The organism is Stenotrophomonas sp. 364, from assembly GCF_009832905.1.
Taxonomy (GTDB): domain Bacteria; phylum Pseudomonadota; class Gammaproteobacteria; order Xanthomonadales; family Xanthomonadaceae; genus Stenotrophomonas; species Stenotrophomonas maltophilia_AP.
In genome coordinates, this window is record NZ_CP047135.1 from 4,004,768 (window position 1) to 4,023,174 (window position 18,407).

Annotated in this window: 19 protein-coding genes and 2 tRNA genes; 8 read left to right on the forward strand and 13 right to left on the reverse strand. The window is 67.2% G+C overall.

Features of this window, described 5'->3' with window-relative positions:
- Positions 1-3 precede the first annotated feature (3 nt).
- Positions 4-756: a DUF6776 family protein gene (locus tag GQ674_RS17920; protein ID WP_159498157.1), complete on the reverse strand. Its 753-nt coding sequence runs from the start codon at positions 754-756 to the stop codon at positions 4-6.
- Between the two features lie 183 nt (positions 757-939).
- Here GQ674_RS17920 and GQ674_RS17925 point away from each other — a divergent pair, with 183 nt between their 5' ends.
- From GQ674_RS17925 to GQ674_RS17935, 3 genes are read left to right on the forward strand one after another with little or no spacing between them, the layout of a single operon-like run.
- Positions 940-1,569, forward strand: a complete 630-nt coding sequence (locus tag GQ674_RS17925) for a DUF4126 domain-containing protein (RefSeq protein ID WP_159498158.1) — start codon at positions 940-942, stop codon at positions 1,567-1,569.
- Positions 1,570-1,614: 45 nt separating this feature from the next.
- A complete protein-coding gene (locus tag GQ674_RS17930; protein WP_159498159.1) occupies positions 1,615-3,474 on the forward strand; it encodes an EAL domain-containing response regulator in 1,860 nt (619 codons plus the stop codon).
- A 47-nt stretch (positions 3,475-3,521) separates the two neighbouring features.
- Positions 3,522-5,795, forward strand: coding sequence for a hybrid sensor histidine kinase/response regulator (locus GQ674_RS17935; RefSeq protein ID WP_236546122.1), 2,274 nt, complete (start codon positions 3,522-3,524; stop codon positions 5,793-5,795).
- 1 nt (position 5,796) lies between these two features.
- Here GQ674_RS17935 and bfr read toward each other — a convergent pair whose 3' ends face one another.
- The 3 genes from bfr to GQ674_RS17950 all read right to left on the reverse strand — a co-directional run bounded on the left by bfr (position 5,797) and on the right by GQ674_RS17950 (position 7,434).
- On the reverse strand, positions 5,797-6,267 hold the full coding sequence (gene bfr / locus GQ674_RS17940; protein ID WP_128096615.1) for a bacterioferritin: 471 nt from the start codon (positions 6,265-6,267) through the stop codon (positions 5,797-5,799).
- Between the two features lie 205 nt (positions 6,268-6,472).
- Complete coding sequence (locus GQ674_RS17945) at positions 6,473-6,682, reverse strand: (2Fe-2S)-binding protein (RefSeq protein WP_038685797.1); 210 nt, start codon at positions 6,680-6,682, stop codon at positions 6,473-6,475.
- A gap of 128 nt (positions 6,683-6,810) precedes the next feature.
- Entirely contained in the window at positions 6,811-7,434 is a 624-nt protein-coding gene (locus tag GQ674_RS17950) for an RNA pyrophosphohydrolase (protein WP_038685796.1), read from the reverse strand.
- A gap of 119 nt (positions 7,435-7,553) precedes the next feature.
- Here GQ674_RS17950 and GQ674_RS17955 point away from each other — a divergent pair.
- Both GQ674_RS17955 and GQ674_RS17960 read left to right on the forward strand, forming a co-directional pair.
- Positions 7,554-7,630 (forward strand) — tRNA-Met (locus GQ674_RS17955).
- Between the two features lie 51 nt (positions 7,631-7,681).
- Positions 7,682-7,756, forward strand: a tRNA-Gln gene (locus tag GQ674_RS17960).
- 599 nt (positions 7,757-8,355) lie between these two features.
- Here GQ674_RS17960 and rpsI read toward each other — a convergent pair.
- Positions 8,356-8,748: a 30S ribosomal protein S9 gene (gene rpsI, locus GQ674_RS17965; protein ID WP_017354549.1), complete on the reverse strand. Its 393-nt coding sequence runs from the start codon at positions 8,746-8,748 to the stop codon at positions 8,356-8,358.
- Positions 8,749-8,750: 2 nt separating this feature from the next.
- Positions 8,751-9,179, reverse strand: a complete 429-nt coding sequence (gene rplM, locus GQ674_RS17970) for a 50S ribosomal protein L13 (protein ID WP_038685795.1) — start codon at positions 9,177-9,179, stop codon at positions 8,751-8,753.
- Between the two features lie 184 nt (positions 9,180-9,363).
- Here rplM and coq7 point away from each other — a divergent pair, with 184 nt between their 5' ends.
- Positions 9,364-10,008 (forward strand): 2-polyprenyl-3-methyl-6-methoxy-1,4-benzoquinone monooxygenase, encoded by a 645-nt coding sequence (gene coq7, locus GQ674_RS17975; RefSeq protein ID WP_159498161.1) that lies wholly within the window; start codon positions 9,364-9,366, stop codon positions 10,006-10,008.
- Positions 10,009-10,217: 209 nt separating this feature from the next.
- Here the strand turns inward: coq7 and speD are convergent, their stop codons facing one another.
- The gene (speD, locus tag GQ674_RS17980; RefSeq protein ID WP_025874620.1) at positions 10,218-11,012 is read right to left on the reverse strand and encodes an adenosylmethionine decarboxylase; all 795 of its coding nucleotides are present in this window, start codon (positions 11,010-11,012) and stop codon (positions 10,218-10,220) included.
- A 147-nt stretch (positions 11,013-11,159) separates the two neighbouring features.
- On the opposite strand from speD, the gene crp reads away from it, so the two are divergent.
- Positions 11,160-11,849 carry a cAMP-activated global transcriptional regulator CRP gene (crp, locus tag GQ674_RS17985; protein WP_159498162.1) on the forward strand — a complete coding sequence of 230 codons (690 nt, stop codon included), beginning with the start codon at positions 11,160-11,162 and terminating at the stop codon, positions 11,847-11,849.
- A gap of 164 nt (positions 11,850-12,013) precedes the next feature.
- Complete coding sequence (locus GQ674_RS17990) at positions 12,014-12,775, forward strand: sulfite exporter TauE/SafE family protein (protein WP_159498163.1); 762 nt, start codon at positions 12,014-12,016, stop codon at positions 12,773-12,775.
- A 54-nt stretch (positions 12,776-12,829) separates the two neighbouring features.
- Here the strand turns inward: GQ674_RS17990 and GQ674_RS17995 are convergent, their stop codons facing one another.
- The 6 genes from GQ674_RS17995 to trpE all read right to left on the reverse strand — a co-directional run bounded on the left by GQ674_RS17995 (position 12,830) and on the right by trpE (position 18,392).
- The gene (locus tag GQ674_RS17995) at positions 12,830-13,546 is read right to left on the reverse strand and encodes a haloacid dehalogenase-like hydrolase (protein WP_159498164.1); all 717 of its coding nucleotides are present in this window, start codon (positions 13,544-13,546) and stop codon (positions 12,830-12,832) included.
- A complete protein-coding gene (gene trpC, locus GQ674_RS18000) occupies positions 13,543-14,346 on the reverse strand; it encodes an indole-3-glycerol phosphate synthase TrpC (RefSeq protein ID WP_159498165.1) in 804 nt (267 codons plus the stop codon). Before trpC ends, GQ674_RS17995 begins: the two co-directional genes overlap by 4 nt.
- A 65-nt stretch (positions 14,347-14,411) precedes the next feature.
- A complete protein-coding gene (trpD, locus tag GQ674_RS18005; RefSeq protein WP_159498166.1) occupies positions 14,412-15,449 on the reverse strand; it encodes an anthranilate phosphoribosyltransferase in 1,038 nt (345 codons plus the stop codon).
- A 32-nt stretch (positions 15,450-15,481) separates the two neighbouring features.
- Complete coding sequence (locus GQ674_RS18010; RefSeq protein ID WP_159498167.1) at positions 15,482-16,060, reverse strand: aminodeoxychorismate/anthranilate synthase component II; 579 nt, start codon at positions 16,058-16,060, stop codon at positions 15,482-15,484.
- A gap of 2 nt (positions 16,061-16,062) precedes the next feature.
- On the reverse strand, positions 16,063-16,851 hold the full coding sequence (locus GQ674_RS18015) for an SIMPL domain-containing protein (RefSeq protein WP_159498168.1): 789 nt from the start codon (positions 16,849-16,851) through the stop codon (positions 16,063-16,065).
- Positions 16,852-16,916: 65 nt separating this feature from the next.
- Entirely contained in the window at positions 16,917-18,392 is a 1,476-nt protein-coding gene (gene trpE / locus GQ674_RS18020) for an anthranilate synthase component I (RefSeq protein ID WP_159498169.1), read from the reverse strand.
- Positions 18,393-18,407: the final 15 nt, after the last annotated feature.

An 18,407-nucleotide genomic window follows, 5' to 3' on the forward strand; every position in this document is an offset into this window, starting at 1 on the left:
GGCTTACTCCCCTTCTTTCGCCGATGGTGCCGCCGGTGCGCCGGCCTGCTTCCAATCAAAAACCTGGGTGGCGCCCCCCGCGCCCGATCCCAGCGTGACCCGCACACGTTGCGGGGTGAAGTCTTTCGGCAGGATGATGCTGCCGGTGAGCTGCTGGAAGTACCGGAAGGAATAGTCCTGGCCCGGCACCTTGGTGCGCTGGTGCAGCTCGTCCCAGCTGACCGAGGTCAGCTTGCCGCCTTTGACGCCTTCCACCGTGAAACGCATCTGGCCCTGGCTGATGGCGCCGCGATTGAGGTTCTGGGTGAGCACGACCGCGTACTGCCAGGTACCGCCGGTTTCCGGGCTGAATTCGACCGAATGGGTGTTCAGGCCCTTGCGCTGGCTGGTGGCGCCCACCAGCCGCTCGTAGAAGGCCACGTCGGCGCGCAGGCCGGCGATTTCCTCGTCGCGCTCGCCCAGCGAGGCCTGCACTTCATTGTTGGCGGCCCGGCTGATGCGGTCCGACGCCTGCAGCGTGGCCTGCCGCTGCTGCAGCTCGACCACCTGCTTGTTCAGGCTTTCCGCGCGCGCCTCGGCGGCGTCCAGCCGCTTGCCGGCATCCCCGCCGGGGCCGGCGGTCCAGCGCCCGATCAGGACGGCCAGGATGACGCTGACCAGCCACACGCCGGCCAGAAGGGCCAGACGGCGGCGATCCTGCACGGGCGGCGTGCCGGGCCGGCGGATCTGGATACGCGATGGAGTCGGAGAGTTCATGGCGGTTGTCCGCGGCAGCGCGCTTGGCGATACCGGCACGGCCCCTGTCGGAACGAGCGACTGGCTAGTGTAAATCAGGGTCGGGCGATTTCACGCGCCGACGGGTGTGGCCGGCGGTGGCGTTCATTGACGTCATCCCCGATAGTGTGGGCCTGTGCACACTTTGCAGGCGGAGCGCGCGTCATGACCGAAGCCCATCTGTTTGTCGTCGGCATCCTGCTGGCCTGGCTGGCGGGCATCCGCGTCTACCTGACCGTGTTCGGCGTGGGCCTGGCCGGGCTGCTCGGCTGGGTGGACCTGCCGCCGGCCCTGCAGGCCACCGAATCGTACTGGGTGCTGGGCACCTCGGCGGTGCTGGCGGTCGCCGAGTTCTTCGCCGACAAGATCCCCGGGGTGGATTCGGTCTGGGACCTGGTCCAGACCCTGGCCCGGGTGCCGGCCGGCGCCTTCCTGGCCGCCGCCACCCTGTCGCCCGGCGGCGAACTCAGCGGCACCGCGCTGGTCGCCGGGGCCGGGGTGGCGCTGGCCAGCCACGGGCTCAAGTCCGGCACCCGCGCCCTGCTCAACACCTCACCGGAACCGGCCAGCAACTGGGTGGCCTCGGCCGCCGAGGACACCGTGGTGGTGGGCGGCCTGGCATTGGCGCTGGCCCACCCGTGGTTGGCGCTGATCGTGGTGGTCGGCTGCAGCCTGGTCGGTGCGCTGGTGGTGTGGTGGGTGTGGCGCACGTTGTGGAAGGGCATGCGCTGGCTGCTCGGGCAGGCCGCCGAGCGCCCGGGTGCCCTGCCAAATCGCGACGTGCTGCCACCGTAGGCACAGCCAGGCACGGCATAATTGCGTCGCAGACTGGGAGTATTGATGGCCGTCACCGACAACGTTGTTGCATCCGCCCGCGCCACGCGCGCTGAAACCCCGCCCGCCGACCATTGGCAACGGTGGGTTGGCAGCGCCGCGCCGGTCGCCGCCGCGCCGAGCAACGTGGTGCCGCTTACCGCGGCCATCGCAGCGGCACCGCCGCCGCTGCCGCAGGTGGAGGCGCGCGAAGACGCCCCCTCCCCGCTGGGCCTGGATGCGCCCTACCGGGTGCTGATCGTCGAAGACGACCGCTCCCAGGCCCTGTTCGCGCAGAGCGTGCTGCACGGGGCCGGGATGGAAGCCATCGTGCACAGCGACGCCGAGGGCGTGCAGCAGGCCATCGCGGACAACCGTCCCGACCTGATCCTGATGGACCTGCACCTGCCCGGCCTGGACGGCATGCGCCTGACCGCGCTGATTCGCCAGCAGCCCGGCCAACAGCTGCTGCCCATCGTCTTCCTCAGCGGCGACCCGGACCCGGAGCGCCAGTTCGAGGTGCTCGACAGCGGCGCCGACGATTTCCTGAGCAAGCCGATCCGTCCGCGCCACCTCATTGCCGCGGTGTCCAACCGGATCCGCCGTGCGCGTGCGCAGGCCGCCACCCAGCCCGGTGCCAATGGCGCGCCGGCCATGAACAACCCCGAAACCGGCCTGCCGACCCGGCACCATGTGATGCAGCAGCTGGCCGCGTCGCTGGCCCACCGCGACCACGGCGGCCTGTTCTTCATTGAAGTGGCCAGTGCCCTGGGCCTGCGCGAACGGTATGGCTACGCCGCGTTCGAGCGCCTGATGGTGCAGGCCGCGCAGCGCCTGGCCGACAGCGCGCAGCCGCACCTGCTCGCGCGCCTGAACGACAACAGCTTCCTGGTGCTGGCCCGCGGCATCGACGAGGAAAGCCTGGACAGCGTTGCCCAGCACCTGCGGGAACAGTTGTCCGGCCGTGCCTTCGTGATCCGCGACGACGAGTCGGTGCACCTGCGCGGCGTGGTCGGGCATGCACAGCTCTCCCTGGGCTTCAGCGATGCCGGTACCGCGCTGGAAGCGGTGGAACGCACCACCCTGCAGGCACGCCTGCTTACCGCCGGTGTCGCCGCGCATGTGCGCCGCGAGGATGTCGCCGCGCAGGAACACCTGGCCCTGCTCGAAGGCCAGCTGGAACTGGCCTACCAGCCGATCGTGGCCGTTGCCGGCGGCAATACCGCCCAGTACCAGGTGCTGCTGCGGCTGCGCCAGGCCGATGGCACGGTGCTCGCTGCCGGCCAGGTGATTCCGGCGGCCGAAGCCGCCGGGCGCATCGCCGACCTGGACCAGCAGGTGCTGGACCACGCACTCGGCCTGCTCGACCTGTACCGGCATGCCACCCAGCCGCTGAGCCTGTTCGTGTCGCAGTCGCTGCGCACGCTGGCGCGTGATGCCTTCGCCGACTGGCTGCTGGAATCGCTGGCGCGCCGGCAGATCGCCGGCGAGGCCCTGGTCATCGACGTGCGCCTGCCCGATGCGCTGATCCACACCGTCACGCTGCAGCAGTTCTGTTCGCGCATGGCCGACGTCGGCGTGCGTTTCTGCCTGAGCCAGTTCGAGCCGGGCAGCGAAGCCGATGCACTGCTCACCCAGCTGCCGCTGACCTACGTGCGCATGGCCGCGCGCTTCTCCAGCAGCCACGCCAACCAGCGCACCCGTGACGAACTGCGGGCCGCCATCGACAACGCGCACCGCGCCGGCCTGCAGATCATCGGTCAACAGATCGAAGACCCCCAGGCGGCGGCCGCGATGTGGATGGGCGGGGTCGACTTCATCCAGGGCAACATGGTGCAGTCGGCAGGCAGTGAACTGAACTTCGACTTCCACAACGCGGTGTTGTGATGACGACCACCCAAGGACGGGTACCCCGCGCACTCTGGCTGACGGCCATGGCTGCAGCGGTTGCAGGCACCGCCGCGGTGATGGCGGCGATCGGCAGCGGCGGCCCCTGGGCACTGATTGCCGCCGCCGCGGCCGTGGTGACGGTGATGGCCAGCCTGAGCTGCGTGCAGCACTGGCGCGACACCCAGCAGCGGCTGCAGCAGCTGCAACGCCGCGGCGACGCGCTGGCCAGCGAGCGCGATCAGCTGCAGCATGCGGTACAGCAGCAGGATGTGCTGGAACAGGAACTGCTGCAGGCCAAACAGGCCGCCGAGGCCGCTGCGCTGGCCAAGGGCGAGTTCCTGGCCACCATGAGCCACGAGATCCGCACGCCGCTCAATGGCATCCTGCCGATGCTGGACCTGATCGCCGGCGGCCAGCTCGGCACCGACCAGCGGCAGATGCTGCAGACCGCCACGGTCAGCTCGCAGCAGCTGCTGCGCATCGTCGATGACATCCTCGACTACTCCCGTCTGGAGGCCAAAGGCCTGGACCTGGAGATCACCACCTTCAACCTGCGCGAGCTGCTCGAGGGGCTGGTCCAGCTGATGCAGCGCAGTGCCGAGTCCAAGGCCTTGAAGCTGTCGCTGGAACTGGATCCGGCGGTGCGTCTTTCGGTACGCGGCGACCCGGTGCGCCTGCGCCAGGTGCTGGGCAACCTGCTGGTCAATGCCATCAAGTTCACCGAACGCGGCCAGGTCCGCGTGCGCGTGCAGCGCCTGGGCGAAACCAGCGCCCAGCATCAGCTGCGTTTCGAAGTGATCGACACCGGCATCGGTATCGACGCGGCCCTGCAGTCACGGCTGTTCCAGTCCTTCAGCCAGGCCGATGCCTCCACCACCCGCATCTACGGCGGCACCGGGCTGGGGCTGGCCATCTGCAAGCGCATCATCGACCTGATGCATGGCCGTATCGGGGTCAGCTCCACGCCGGGTCACGGCGCCACGTTCTGGTTCGAGATTCCGCTGCTGAAGGTCATCGGCGACCTGCCCGCCCTCGGCACCACCACCACCCGTGCGTTGCTGGTCAGTACCGACGCGTTGCTGGCCCAGCGCCTGGACCGCGTACTCCAGCATTACGACATGCGCCTGCACGTGGTGGAAAGCGCCTCGGCTGCGCTGGACATCCTGCGTGCGCCGCAGCGCCCCGGCATCGAACCGGTGCTGAGCTGGGTGCTCGCCGATACCGAGGCCCTGCGCCACGGTGCCACCGCCCTGCACCGGGCCGTGCTGCGCGACGGTCGCGATCCCTTGCCCCGGCTGGTGTGGCTGCAGGGTGCCGAACCCCTCGCGTCGGTGCTGCTGGAGGATGCGGTGCACTTGCCGCGCGACGCCGCCGACAGCGACCTGCACGCGCTGCTACGCCCGGCCATGGCCCCGGCACGCCCGGCACCGCTGCTGGCGGAGGTGGCCGCCGCTGCCGGCAGCGCGCCCTCCCCGCAACTGGGGCTGCGCGTGCTGCTGGTGGAAGACAACAGCGTCAACCTGGCCGTTGCCCAGCGCCTGCTGCAGGTACTCGGTTGCAGCGTGGTCACCGCCACCGATGGGCAACAGGCCCTGCAGTGCCTGCACACCCAGCGCGTGGACCTGGTGCTGATGGATTGCCAGATGCCGGTGCTGGATGGCTACCAGGCCACCCGCCGCTGGCGCGCGCACGAAGCCGACACCGGTGCGCCGCGCCAACCGATCGTGGCGATGACCGCCAATGCCATGGCCGGCGATCGCGAGCGCTGCCTGCAGGCGGGCATGGACGACTACCTGTCCAAGCCGGTCAACCGTGCCTCGCTGCAGGCGTGCCTGCAACGCTGGCAAGGCGACGCAGCCGCATTGCAATGGCCTGCGCAGCCCGCCGAGGCGCGCGCGCCCGACATGCAGTTCGCCGCACTGCCGACCTCGGTGATGCCCGACAGCGACGACAGCCCGCTGCCCGTGCTGGATGGCAGCGTGCTGGATGAACTGGTGGAGGTGATCGGCGCGCAGACCGCGCACATCATCGGCGTGTTCCTGGACGACACCCCGGCCCTGATCAGCCAGCTGCAGGATGCCTCGGTGGCCGCCGACCTGGACCAGCTGCGCGCGCTGGCGCACAGCCTCAAGTCGGCCAGTGCCAATGTGGGCGCGTTGGCCCTGTCTGCGGCCTCGCGCCGGATCGAACACGACGCGCGCGCCGGCACCCTGGAACGCCCCGCCGTGGCGGTGGCGTTGCTCATCGCCGAGTTCGCGCGTGCGCGGATCGCGCTGGCCGGGTATCAGAACGGCCTGCACGTCCCGCTGCAGGACTGACTCAGTCGTCCAGCTTGGTCAGCAGGTAGTTCGGCTCGCTGATGCGTTCGATCAGGTCGAGCTGGGTTTCCAGCCAGTCGATGTGTTCTTCCTCCGAATCGAGGATCTTCACGAACAGCTGGCGGCTCACGTAGTCGCCAACCGAATCGGCGTAGGCCACCGCATCGCGCAGCGTGACCACGCCATCGCGCTCCAACGCCAGATCGCACTGCAGGATCTCGGTGGGGTTCTCGCCGATGCGCAGCTTGCCCAGCGCCTGGAAGTTGGGCAGCCCTTCGAGGAACAGGATGCGATCGGACAGCATGTCGGCATGCTTCATTTCTTCGATCGATTCCTTGTACTCATGATCGGCCAGTTCCTTCAGGCCCCAGTTCTTCAGCATCTTGGCGTGCAGGAAATACTGGTTGATCGCGGTCAGCTCGTTGTAGAGGACCTTGTTGAGGAATTCGATGACTTTTGCGTCGCCCTTCATGAGCCTGCTCCTGCTGCGTGTGAACGCGCGCACTGTAGCGCTTCGCGCCGGGGCATGATGAAACGCGAATCGTGCTCAGTTGCGCCCGGCGTCCACGTGCTGAACATGCGGCAATGGCACGAGCACGCAACGTAGTACCGGCCGCTGGCCGGTGTCTCGACAATACTCGTTGCCTGGCGCCAGCCGCGGGCTGGCACTGACGTCGTCAGGCGACCTGGGCCAGGCCCAGCACGGGCAGCGGCAGGTCGTGGGTGGCGCTGAACTTGGCCAGCAGGTCCGCCGCCATGTCCAGGCAGGAGCCGCAGGTGGCGCCGCAGCCGGTGCGCATGGTCAGTTCGGACACGCTCGCGACACCGCTCTGGGCGGCTTCACGGATCTGGTGGTCGGTAACCCCGTTGCAGATACAAACGTACACGTGCGGACTCGGCAGGCAGGCCAGGAAGGGCCTGCCGCTATTCCAATAGAAATGCGAATGGTTGTCAATTTCGTATCTGAATCATTCTCGATACGGTTCAGACTGAGCACCGCCGTGGCGGGCGCCCGTTATGGCGCGCCGGGGTCGCCCTTGGCCTTGCGTGGCCAATAGCCCCGCTTGGGCGGCGTGCGCTTGCGCGGCCGGTCGTGACCCGCGGTGTTGCCCGGCATCCAGGCTTCCTGTGCCGACTTGGGCATCGACTCCACCCCGGTACCGGCGACGCCACGCGCCAACGGCGCCAAGTGGCGCAACGCGCGGGCATAGACCCCGCGCTTGAACATCACCACATGCTCGACCGGGTACCAGAAATCCACCCACCGCCACTGGTCGAACTCGGGGCTGTCGGTATGGTCCAGCGTCACATGGGATTCGTCGCCGGACAGGCGCAGCAGGAACCACACCTGCTTCTGGCCGATGCACACCTGCTTCTCATTGCGCCGGATGGCGCGTGCGGGCAGCCGATAGCGCAGCCAGCCCGGTGTCGCTCCGAGGACTTCGACGTGCTCGGGCAACAGCCCCGTTTCTTCGTGCAACTCGCGATACATGGCTTCGACGGGCGTCTCGTCGGTATTCATGCCGCCCTGCGGAAACTGCCAGCCGTCCCGGCGCACGCGTCGTGCCCAGAACACCTGTCCATCTTCCCGCATCAGCACAATACCGACGTTCGGTCGATAGCCGTCCGGATCGATCACGATGCGGACTCCTAGAAAAATCTACTGATCCGACTTTGACACGCCCGCTGCCCACTCACAAGCGTGATGAAAAAGTGTTGACAGATCCGAGATACATCTCCAGAATTACCGGCTCCCTAGGCTATGTAGCTCAGCCGGTTAGAGCACAGCACTCATAATGCTGGGGTCGGTGGTTCGAGTCCACCCATAGCCACCAAGTTAACCCTTGGTTTTGTAGGGAAAAAGTGCAATACTTGCACGCACATATTGCCCCGTCGCCAAGCGGTAAGGCACCTGACTCTGACTCAGGCATTCGGTGGTTCGAATCCATCCGGGGCAGCCAAACAAACAGAAAAGGCCGATCGAAAGATCGGCCTTTTCTGTTTGTTTGGACGGCGTGCTGGGCGCTATGCGCCCAGCACCCCAACCTTGCGCAGCAAGGTTGGGGTCCGCCTCCTTTACCTCCACATCCCCGCGCCTGTCGGCGCGCCCCCCTTGGACTCCAAGGGGGCTGCTCAGCTGATGGGGCGAGGGGTGCCGAGCGACGCCGGGGCTGCGTGGCGGGCGGGTGCGCGGGCGGCGCTCGCCATCGCCGAACGGGGATGCGCCGTGATCGACAGCGATTACGCCCTTGCAGGCGGCGGCCGGGTGATGGAAGAGCGGGATCGCAGTCACGACCCTCACGAGTGATGCCATCGGCTTGCGAATGGGCGGCGTGGTTGCCGGCCAGCGGCCGGCACTACCATTCGAGGCCACCAGGCCCTGCCCTTGCCATGCGCACCAGCCAACTGCCGAGGGGCGGCCGAGCGCAACCCGGCCCCAGCCGCCATCGACCCTACCCTGAGCAACATCAGCCCCACAAACGACAAAAGCCCGGCCGAGGCCGGGCTTTTGCTGTCTTCCCAGCGGGATCCCGAAGGATCCCACGCCAGGCGCGATGGATCAGCGCTTGGAGAACTGGGTGGCGCGACGTGCCTTGTGCAGGCCGACCTTCTTACGCTCGACTTCACGGGCGTCACGGGTCATGAAGCCAGCCTTGCGCAGCTCGGACTTCAGGGTTTCGTCGTACTCGACCAGCGCACGGGCGATGCCCAGACGGATCGCACCGGCCTGACCGGTGGTACCACCACCAGCGGCGGTGACCATGATGTCGAAGCTTTCGGTGTTCTTGGTCAGTTCCAGCGGCTGACGCACGATCATGCGTGCAGTCTCACGGCCAAAGAACTCGTCCAGCGGACGGCCATTGACGGTGATGTTGCCGGCGCCCTTGCGCAGGAACACGCGGGCGGTGGAGGACTTGCGGCGGCCGGTGCCGTAGTTTTGAGTGATAGCCATGATTAGATATCCAGAACCTGAGGCTGCTGAGCGGCGTGCGGGTGCTCGGAACCCGAGTACACCTTGAGCTTGCGGTACATGGCGCGGCCCAGCGGGCCCTTCGGCAGCATGCCCTTGACGGCGGTCTCGATGACACGCTCCGGGTGGCGCTCAAGCGCCTGGGCCAGAGTTTCGGTCTTCAGGTTGCCGATGTAGCCAGTGAAACGGTGATACAGCTTGTCCTGCAGCTTGTTGCCGGTGACGACAATCTTTTCTGCATTGATGACAACCAGGTAATCACCGGTATCAACGTGAGGGGTGTAGACCGGCTTGTGCTTGCCGCGCAGACGGCGGGCCAGCTCGGTGGACAGACGGCCCAGCGTCTTGCCGGAAGCGTCGACGAGATACCAGTCGCGCTGGACGGTCTCGGACTTTGCAGTGAAAGTGCTCATGAAAGAACTCAAGTAGGTCGGGCTCATTACGGCGCTGAACGGCCGGAACTCTGCCACGCGTTGTGAAGAGGCGGGATTGTACTGGCCAACCCCGCCACTTGCAAGTTGCCCCCTGCCCCGGCTTGGCACGCCGCGTCCACGGGGCGAGAATCGACGGTCCCCCGCTGCACGCTGCCACCCCGCCATGACCGCCACCCGCCAGATCACCCCGCTCGATCACCTGCTGACCGAAGCCCAGCGCGCCCTGGACACGGTGTTTGGCAACCCACCGGCCAGCCGCGCCTACCCGGCCGACACCACCCCCGACGTCCAGATGAAGACCCCCGAACGCCGGCACGCGGCCGGCCTGATGCGCATCAACCACGTCGGCGAGGTCTGCGCCCAGGGCCTGTACTTCGGCCAGGCCGCCGTCGCCCGGGAGGCGCAGACCCGCGCCCACCTGCTCGAAGCGGCCCAGGAAGAAACCGACCACCTGGCCTGGTGCGCCCAGCGCCTGCGCGAACTGGACAGCCGCCCCAGCCTGTTCAATCCCATCTGGTATGCCGGCAGCTACACCATCGGCACCCTGGCCGGTCTGCGCGGCGACGGCTGGAATCTCGGCTTTGTGGTCGAAACCGAGCGCCAGGTCGAAGCCCACCTGGACGAGCACCTGGACACCCTGCCCCCGGCCGATCTGCGCAGCCGCGAGATCCTCAAGGTGATGAAGATCGACGAGGCCCGGCACGCCGACCACGCCGAACATGCCGGCGCCCGCAAGCTGCCCTTCCCGATCCCCTCGGTGATGGCACTGGCCTCGAAGGTCATGAAGACGATTGCTTATCGCGTGTGAGTTCCGGTACCGGCCCACCGCCGGCATCCACCGGTTGAGCGGCCCCGCCGGGCGGCCGGACACAAAAAACGGCCCGGTGTCTTCACACCGGACCGTCGTCGGTTGGCTTCCGTGGCACCCGGTTCTACGCGACCCTGGCACCCGGCGCGGGACCGTCCCGCCTGTGCAGCACCGCCATGGGTTGCCCCGGGCGGCTGACACGTGAGGCATTACTCGGCCAGGTTGCGCCCGTGGAACAGCTCTTCGATCTCACGACGCAGCAGCGCTTCGATCTTCATGCGTTCCTTGAACGAGATGTTCTTGGCCTTCTCTTCGAACAGGTACTGGTCCAGGTCGAAGTCCTTCAGGTGCATCTTCGTGTGGAAGATGTTTTCCTGGTAGACGTTGACGTCGAACATCTCGTAACGCGACTTGATGTTCTTGGCCAAGAAGTTCTGGATCGAGTTGATCTTGTGATCGATGTAGTGCTTCTTGCCCTTCACATCACGGGTGAAGCCACGCACGCGGTAATCCATGATCACGATGTCCGATTCCAGACTCTCGATCAGGTAGTTCAGCGCCTTCAACGGCGAAATCACGCCGCAGGTGGCCACGTCGATGTCGGCACGGAAGGTTGCGATGCCTTCCTGCGGGTGCGTTTCCGGATAGGTGTGCACAGTGATGTGCGACTTGTCCATGTGCGCGACCACGGCGTCGGAGATCAACTCCTTGCCGGCCTGCTTCTTGTCGATCACCGGCTCTTCCGAGATCAGGATCGTCACCGAGGCACCCTGCGGATCGTAATCCTGGCGCGCCACGTTGAGGATGTTGGCGCCGATGATCTCGGCGACATCGGTCAAGATTTGAGTAAGCCTGTCGGCGTTGTACTCTTCATCGATGTATTCAATGTAACGCTGACGCTCCTCTTCGGTGCGCGCGTAACACACGTCATAGATGTTGAAGCTCAGCGCCTTGGTGAGGTTGTTGAAACCCTGCAACCTGAGGCGAGGCAACGGCTTGACCACGGCGGTCGATCCTGTGAGTGGTGGGAAAGGGGGAATTATGGGGCAAAGTGATCGGGGGCGAAACTTGCATTGACACGAGTAGCTGTGCTTTGTTTGCCCTTAACAAATCGGATCGTTAAGCTCGCGGCACATAGCCGTGAATTGTTCATGAGCAAAGGGAGCGCCTCAACCGTGTCAACAGTGCGCCTTGCCGCAAGTCCACTGGCCCTGGATATCGCCACCATCGACCGGTTTCTGGCCCACAGCCATCGTCGCCGCTATCCCGCCCGTACCGATGTCTTCCGCCCCGGAGACCCGGCTGGCACGCTTTATTACGTGATCAGTGGCTCGGTCTCTATAATTGCTGAGGAAGAGGACGACCGCGAGCTGGTCCTCGGCTACTTCGGTTCAGGTGAGTTCGTCGGCGAGATGGGCCTGTTCGTCGAATCGGACCGCCGCGAGGTGATCCTGCGCACCCGCACCCCCTGTGAACTGGCTGAAATCAGCTACGAGCGCCTGCACCAGCTGTTCCTCGGCCCGCTCTCGGCCGATGCCCCGCGGCTGCTGTATGCGCTGGGCCAGCAGATCTCCAAGCGCCTGCTGGACACCAGCCGCAAGGCCAGCCGGCTGGCGTTCCTGGACGTCACCGACCGTATCGTGCGCACCCTTCACGACCTGGCCCGCGAGCCGGAGGCCATGAGCCACCCGCAGGGCACCCAGCTGCGCGTGTCGCGCCAGGAACTGGCCCGGCTGGTCGGCTGCTCGCGTGAAATGGCCGGCCGCGTGCTCAAGAAGCTGCAGACCGACGGCCTGCTGCACGCCCGCGGCAAGACCGTGGTCCTGTACGGCACCCGCTGACGCACCAAGGTAGAGCCGACCGTTGGTCGGCTACCCCGCACGTCCCCCGCATGCCGCCTCGCACGCTATCCGACACGCCCCCCGGCCTTTCGCCGGGCCCGGGCTGCCGGGGGGTGCCGGACAGGGGCCGGCACGCCCCTGCCGTTTCCCGGTAGGCTGGGGCCATGGAGCTTGGCAGCGAATTCTATTGGTTCATCCTGATCGGCCTGGGCGCACAGCTGGTCGACGGCGCCCTGGGCATGGCCTTCGGCCTGATCTCATCCTCGATCCTGCTCAGCATGGGCCTGCCGCCAGCGGCGGTCAGCGCGAGCATTCATACCGCGGAGGTCTTCACCACCGGCGCGTCCGGGGTCTCCCACCTGGTGGCCGGCAATGTCGACCGGCGTCTGTTCCTGCGCCTGGCCATTCCCGGCGCGGTGGGCGGGGTCGTAGGCGCGTATGTACTGACCCAGCTGCCCGGGGAGTTCATCCGCCCGCTCATCTACTGCTACCTGCTGGTGCTGGCGATCTTCATCCTGCTGCGCGCGGCCGGGCGGCTGATGCCCGCCCAGGAAGTGAAGCGGGTGCCGGTGCTGGGCTTCTTCGCCGGCCTGCTGGATGCCAGCGGCGGCGGCGGCTGGGGCCCGGTGGCCACCTCCACCCTGCTGGCCCGGGGCGGCCAGGCGCGTACCACCATCGGCACGGTCAACGCCGCCGAATTCGTGGTCACCCTGGCGGTATCGATCACCTTCCTGCTGACCATGGGCCTGCAGTACCTGAACATCGTCGCCGGCCTGCTGATCGGCGGGATGATGGCCGCGCCGGTCGCCGCGCTGTTGGTGAAGCGGGTCAAGGAGCGCTGGGTGCTGGTGGCCGTGGGGGTGCTGGTCCTGGCCATCAGCCTGTTCCAGATCGGCCAGGCGGTGCTGCAGTGGCGCGCGGCCTGAGCCGGTTGCGTCATCCCGTCGGGACGGCGCCATACGCATCCTTGATCGCGTCGGTCAGACCGGGTCGCCCGCTCGATCGACGCAGCCCCAGTTGAGGATCGGCGTACCCGGCGGCAGCACCTGCCGGAAGTGCGCCACCCGCGAGGCCTTGGGGTTCACCACCACCGGCGCCTTGGCGGCCAGCAGCAGCGGCAGGTCGGCGCTGCTGTCGGAGTAGGCAATGGCGATCTCGCCGTAGCCGCGCTCGCGCAACATGCGCATCTTCTCTTCGTTGTGGCAGTGGCGGGTGGCGACCACCGCGCCCAGGCACGGACCCACTTCGGTGCCGATCACCGGCACGCCCTGGTGGGCGACAAAGGTGAGGACGGCGCGGGCCAGCTCCGGCGGCGCGCCGGTCGCCACCACCACCCGGTCGCCCTGGTCACGGTGCTGGGCGAACACGTCCAGCGCCACCGGCAGCAGCCGGCGGCGGATGTCGGCCTCATGGGTGAGCACGTAGCGGTCGATGGCCTTGTTGAGGTCACGCGCGCGGTGCAGGCCGAAGGTGGCGATCCACACATAACCGGAAATGCCGCGGCGGCGGGTGGGCAACAGCGCCACCAGCGGGCCCAGGATCGGGGTGGCCAGCAGCGCGACCAGCAGCCGCAGGGGGTTGCGCTTGATCAGCCAGGCAAACAGGTGGCTGCCCGAATCACCGTCGTAGAGGGTGTGATCGAAATCGAAGACCACCAGCGGGGCGTCGTCGCGCGGCGTTGGGTAGATCGCAGTCATGCGCTGAAGAATAGCTGACGCAGGCCCTCGCCGGGCTCTTCCACCCGCATGAACGCCTCACCGACCAGGAAGGCATGCACGCCGGCGTTGCGCATCAGGCTGACGTCGTCGGCACCGAGGATGCCGCTTTCGGTCACCAGCAGCCGATCGCGCGGCACCGCCTGACGCATGTCCAGGGTGGTCTGCAGCGAGACCTCGAAGGTGCGCAGGTTGCGGTTGTTGATGCCGATCAGCGGCACCGGCACCTGGATGGCGCGCTCGAGCTCGTCGATGTCGTGCACTTCCACCAGCACGTCCATGCCAAGCTGCATGGCCAGGTCGGACAGCGCGGCCAGCTGGCGGTCGTCCAGTGCCGCCACGATCAACAGGATGCAGTCGGCGCCAAGCACGCGCGCCTCGTACACCTGGTAGGCGTCGATCACGAAGTCCTTGCGCAGCACCGGCAGCGTGCACGCGTCGCGGGCCTGCTGCAGGTAGGCATCGCTGCCCTGGAAGAAGTCCACGTCGGTCAGCACCGACAGGCAGCTGGCGCCGCCGAACTCGTAGCTGACCGCGATGTCGGCCGGGTGGAAGTCGGCCCGGATCACGCCCTTGGACGGGCTGGCCTTCTTCACCTCGGCGATTACCGCCGGGTTGCCGGCGGCGATCGAGGCGCGCAGCGCATCGGCGAACCCCCGCACCGGCGGGGCCTGCTTCACGCGCGCGATCAGCGCCTCCAGCGGCACCTGCGCGCGGCGCGCGGCCACTTCTTCGGCCTTGCGGGCCAGGATGGTGTCGAGGATGTCGCTCTTGTCGCTCATGTCAGTCAGGGTCCTTCAGGCCGGCCATTATCGGCCAGCCATGGGCAAAGCGTGAAACGGACGGCTCAGCCGTCCGCGCGGATGCGCTGGGTGGCCGCCACGTACTGCGCCATGCGCGAACGGGCACTGCCGTCGGCAATGGCCGCCCGGGCGCGGGCCAGGCCGTCGGCGATGCTGTCGGCCACGCCGGCCACATACAGGGCCGCACCGGCGTTGAGAGCCACGATATCCAGCGCCGGGCCGGGCTGGTTGTCGAGCACCGCGCGCAGCATCGCAATCGACTCGTCGGGGTTGGCCACCTTCAGGTTGCGACTGGCCGACATCGCAATGCCGAAGTCTTCCGGGTGGATCTCGTACTCGCGCACCTTGCCGTCGCGCAGCTCGCCCACCAGCGTGCCGGCGCCCAGCGAGATCTCGTCCATGTTGTCGCGGCCCCACACCACCAGCGCACGTTCGGCGCCCAGCTCGCGCAGCACACGCGCCTGGATGCCGACCAGATCGGGGTGGAACACACCCATCAGCACGTTGGTGGCGCCCACCGGGTTGGTCAGCGGACCCAGGATGTTGAAGATGGTGCGCACGCCCATCTCGCGGCGGACCGGTGCCACCACCTTCATCGCCGGGTGGTGCATCGGCGCGAACATGAAGCCGATACCGGTCTCGGTGATGGCGCGCGCCACCTCATCAGGCCGCAGGTCGATGACCGCGCCCAACGCTTCCACCGCATCGGCGCTGCCGGACTTGGACGACACGCTGCGGTTGCCGTGCTTGGCCACCTTGGCGCCGGCCGCCGCCACCACGAACATCGCGCAGGTGGAGATATTGAAGGTGTGCGAGCCGTCGCCACCGGTCCCCACGATGTCCACCAGATGGCTCTTGTCGTCCACCGGCACGGCCAACGCCAGCTCACGCATTACCGTGGCCGCGCCGGCAATTTCGCCCACCGTTTCCTTTTTGACCCGCAGGCCGGTGAGGATCGCGGCGGTCATCACCGGCGAGACGTCACCGCGCATCACCTGGCGCATCAGGTCGACCATTTCGTCGAAGAAGATTTCGCGGTGCTCGATGGTGCGCTGCAGGGCTTCCTGGGGGGAGAAGGTCATGCGGGGTCCTTTGTGGTGCGGATGCGGCGCGCTCAGCGCTGCAGGAAGTTCTTCAGCAGGGCGTGGCCATGCTCGGTGAGGATCGATTCGGGATGGAACTGCACGCCTTCGACCGGGTGCTCGCGGTGGCGCAGGCCCATGATCTCTTCGATGCTGCCGTCCGCGTTCTCGGTCCAGGCGGTCACTTCCAGGCAGTCCGGCAGCGTGGTCTTGTCCACCACCAGCGAGTGGTAGCGCGTGGCCTGGTAGCGGTCCGGCAGGCCAGCGAACACGCCGCGGCCCTCATGCCGGATCGGCGAGGTCTTGCCGTGCATGATGTTCCCCGCACGGATCACATCGCCGCCGTAGACCTGGCCGATGCTCTGGTGGCCCAGGCACACGCCGAGGATCGGCGTGGTCGGGCCGAGCCGGCGGATCAGCTCCAGCGACACGCCCGCTTCGTTGGGCGTGCACGGGCCGGGCGAGATCACGATGCGCTCGGGGGCGAGCGCGGCGATCTCATCGACGCTCAAGGCGTCGTTGCGCACCACCTTGACCTCGGCGCCCAGCGTCTGCAGGTACTGCACGAGGTTGTAGGTGAAGCTGTCGTAGTTGTCGAGCATCAACAACATGGTCAGGGTCCGTCTTGAATGAGGAAAATGGCGTACACGTTTTCCGTGTACGTGATGGGCGCGGCGGTGAGCAGTTCGCCGCCCGACGACGCGCGATAGCGCGATCCGGTCACGGCCACCTTGTCCAGCGTTGTGCTTTCTCCACCGGAGCCGAAGCCATCCCGGCCGGGCGTGCCCCAGGTGCCGGCCTGCACGCCATAAGCGAAGTTCGGCGCGACGTCGGAAATGCTGTACAGGCCGGTGATCTTCGTGCCGTAGGCGCCAGCCAGGCCCTTGGCCGATTCGCGCGTCTGCGCCGCGGCCTCGGCCTTCAGTTCGCCACGCAGGCGGCTTTCACCCGAATACGTGGGTTCAGCGGTACTGACCTGGACCTCGCGGCTGGCCTTCAGCTCACCCAGGAAGGCTTTCAGCGCCTGCGCGTCCGGGAATTCGGCCTTCAGGTCGCGCCGGGCGGCGGTGCCGTTGAACACCTCCTCATCGTTGCGATAGCGCGTAGAGGGCGCGATGCTCAGGTTGGCGGCGCGCACGCTGCCGTCGATGGCGCCATGCTGGGCAAACAGCTGCAGCACCCGCTCGGCGTTGGCCTGTACGCGGGCGCGGGCAGTGTCGGTCTGCATGTCGATCGATTCCAGCGCCACCTTCACCGTGAAGCGGTCCGGCATCACCGCGCGGGTGGCACTGCCCTTGACCAGCAGATGGGGCTGCGAGGGAATGGTGTTGGCCTGCGCCCACACGTTCGGGGCCACCATGGCCAGCGTCGACGACAGCAGCAGTGCGGGCAGCAGCTTCATGCGTTTGATCCTTGTCGGGTGTTGGATGCAGCGAACGCCGCGGCCAAGGCCACGGCACGGGAAACTCACAGGCCCTTGGCCGCCTGCGCCACCGCACGGAACAACGCGCGGCCCTTGTTCATCGTCTCGTCCCATTCCTTGCCGGGATCGGAGTCGTACACGATGCCGGCACCGGCCTGCACATGCAGGCGGCCGTCCTTGATGACGGCGGTGCGGATCGCGATGGCGGTGTCGGCGTCGCCATGCCAGCCGATGTAGCCGATGCTGCCGGCGTAGACGTTGCGCTTGATCGGCTCCAGCTCGCGGATCACTTCCAGCGCGCGGATCTTCGGGGCGCCACTGACAGTGCCGGCCGGGAAGGTTGCACGCAGCACGTCGGCGTAGCTCAGGCCGGGCTGCAGTTTGCCGGTCACTTCGCTGACGATATGCATGACGTGGCTGTAGCGCTCGATAACGAACTGTTCGCCCACTTCCACCGTGCCCGCCTGCGAGACACGGCCTGCATCGTTGCGCCCCAGGTCGATCAGCATCAGGTGCTCGGCGCGCTCCTTGGGATCGGCCAGCAGTTCGGCTTCCAGGGCGTTGTCTTCTTCCACGGTGGCCCCGCGCGGGCGGGTGCCGGCGATCGGGCGCACGGTGACGTTGCCCTCCTGCAGGCGTACCAGGATTTCCGGCGAGGAGCCCACCACCTGCACGTCACCGGTATCCAGGAAGTACATGTACGGCGACGGATTCAGCGCGCGCAGCGCACGGTACACATCCACCGGGCGCGCCTTGAACGGCACGCTCAGGCGCTGGCTGAGCACCACCTGGAAGATGTCGCCGGCACGGATGTAGTCCTTGGATTTGTCGACCGCGGCAATGAAGCCCTCGCGGGTGAAGCCGGACACGAAGTCGTTCTCGTCGAGCACGTCGCGGGTGATCGGCGCCGGGTAGCCCGCGCCCGGTGCACGCAGCTTGGCCACCAGCGCATCGAGCTTGGCCTGTGCCTGGTCCCACGCCCCGGGCTGGCCCGGGTCGGCGTGCACGATCAGGTACAGGCGGCCCTTGAGGTTGTCGAACACCGCCAGCTCTTCGGAGTGCAGCAGCAGGATGTCCGGCGTGCCCAGTTCGTCGCGGCCGCGCGGCGCGGCCAAGCGTGGCTCGATGTAGCCGATGCACTCGAACCCGAACCAGCCCACCAGACCGCCGGTGAAGCCCGGCAGGCCGGCCAGCTTGGGCACCGAATGGGCGCTGCGCAGCGTCTCGACCTCGGCGAACGGGTCGGCCACCTCACGGGTTTCGACCACCTGACCCGATTCGCTGACGGTCAGGGTGTGGCCGTGGAAGGCATACACCCGGCGCGCCGGCAGGCCGATGATGGAATAGCGCCCGAAGCGCTCGCCGCCCTCGACCGACTCAAACAGATAGGTATGCGGGCCGTCGGCGAGCTTCAGATAGACCGAAAGCGGCGTGTCCAGGTCGGACAGCACTTCGCGGACGACGGGGATGCGGGTGTGGCCTTCAGCGGCCTGCTGCTGGAACTGCTCGAACGTGATCAAGACGACTTTCCTTCC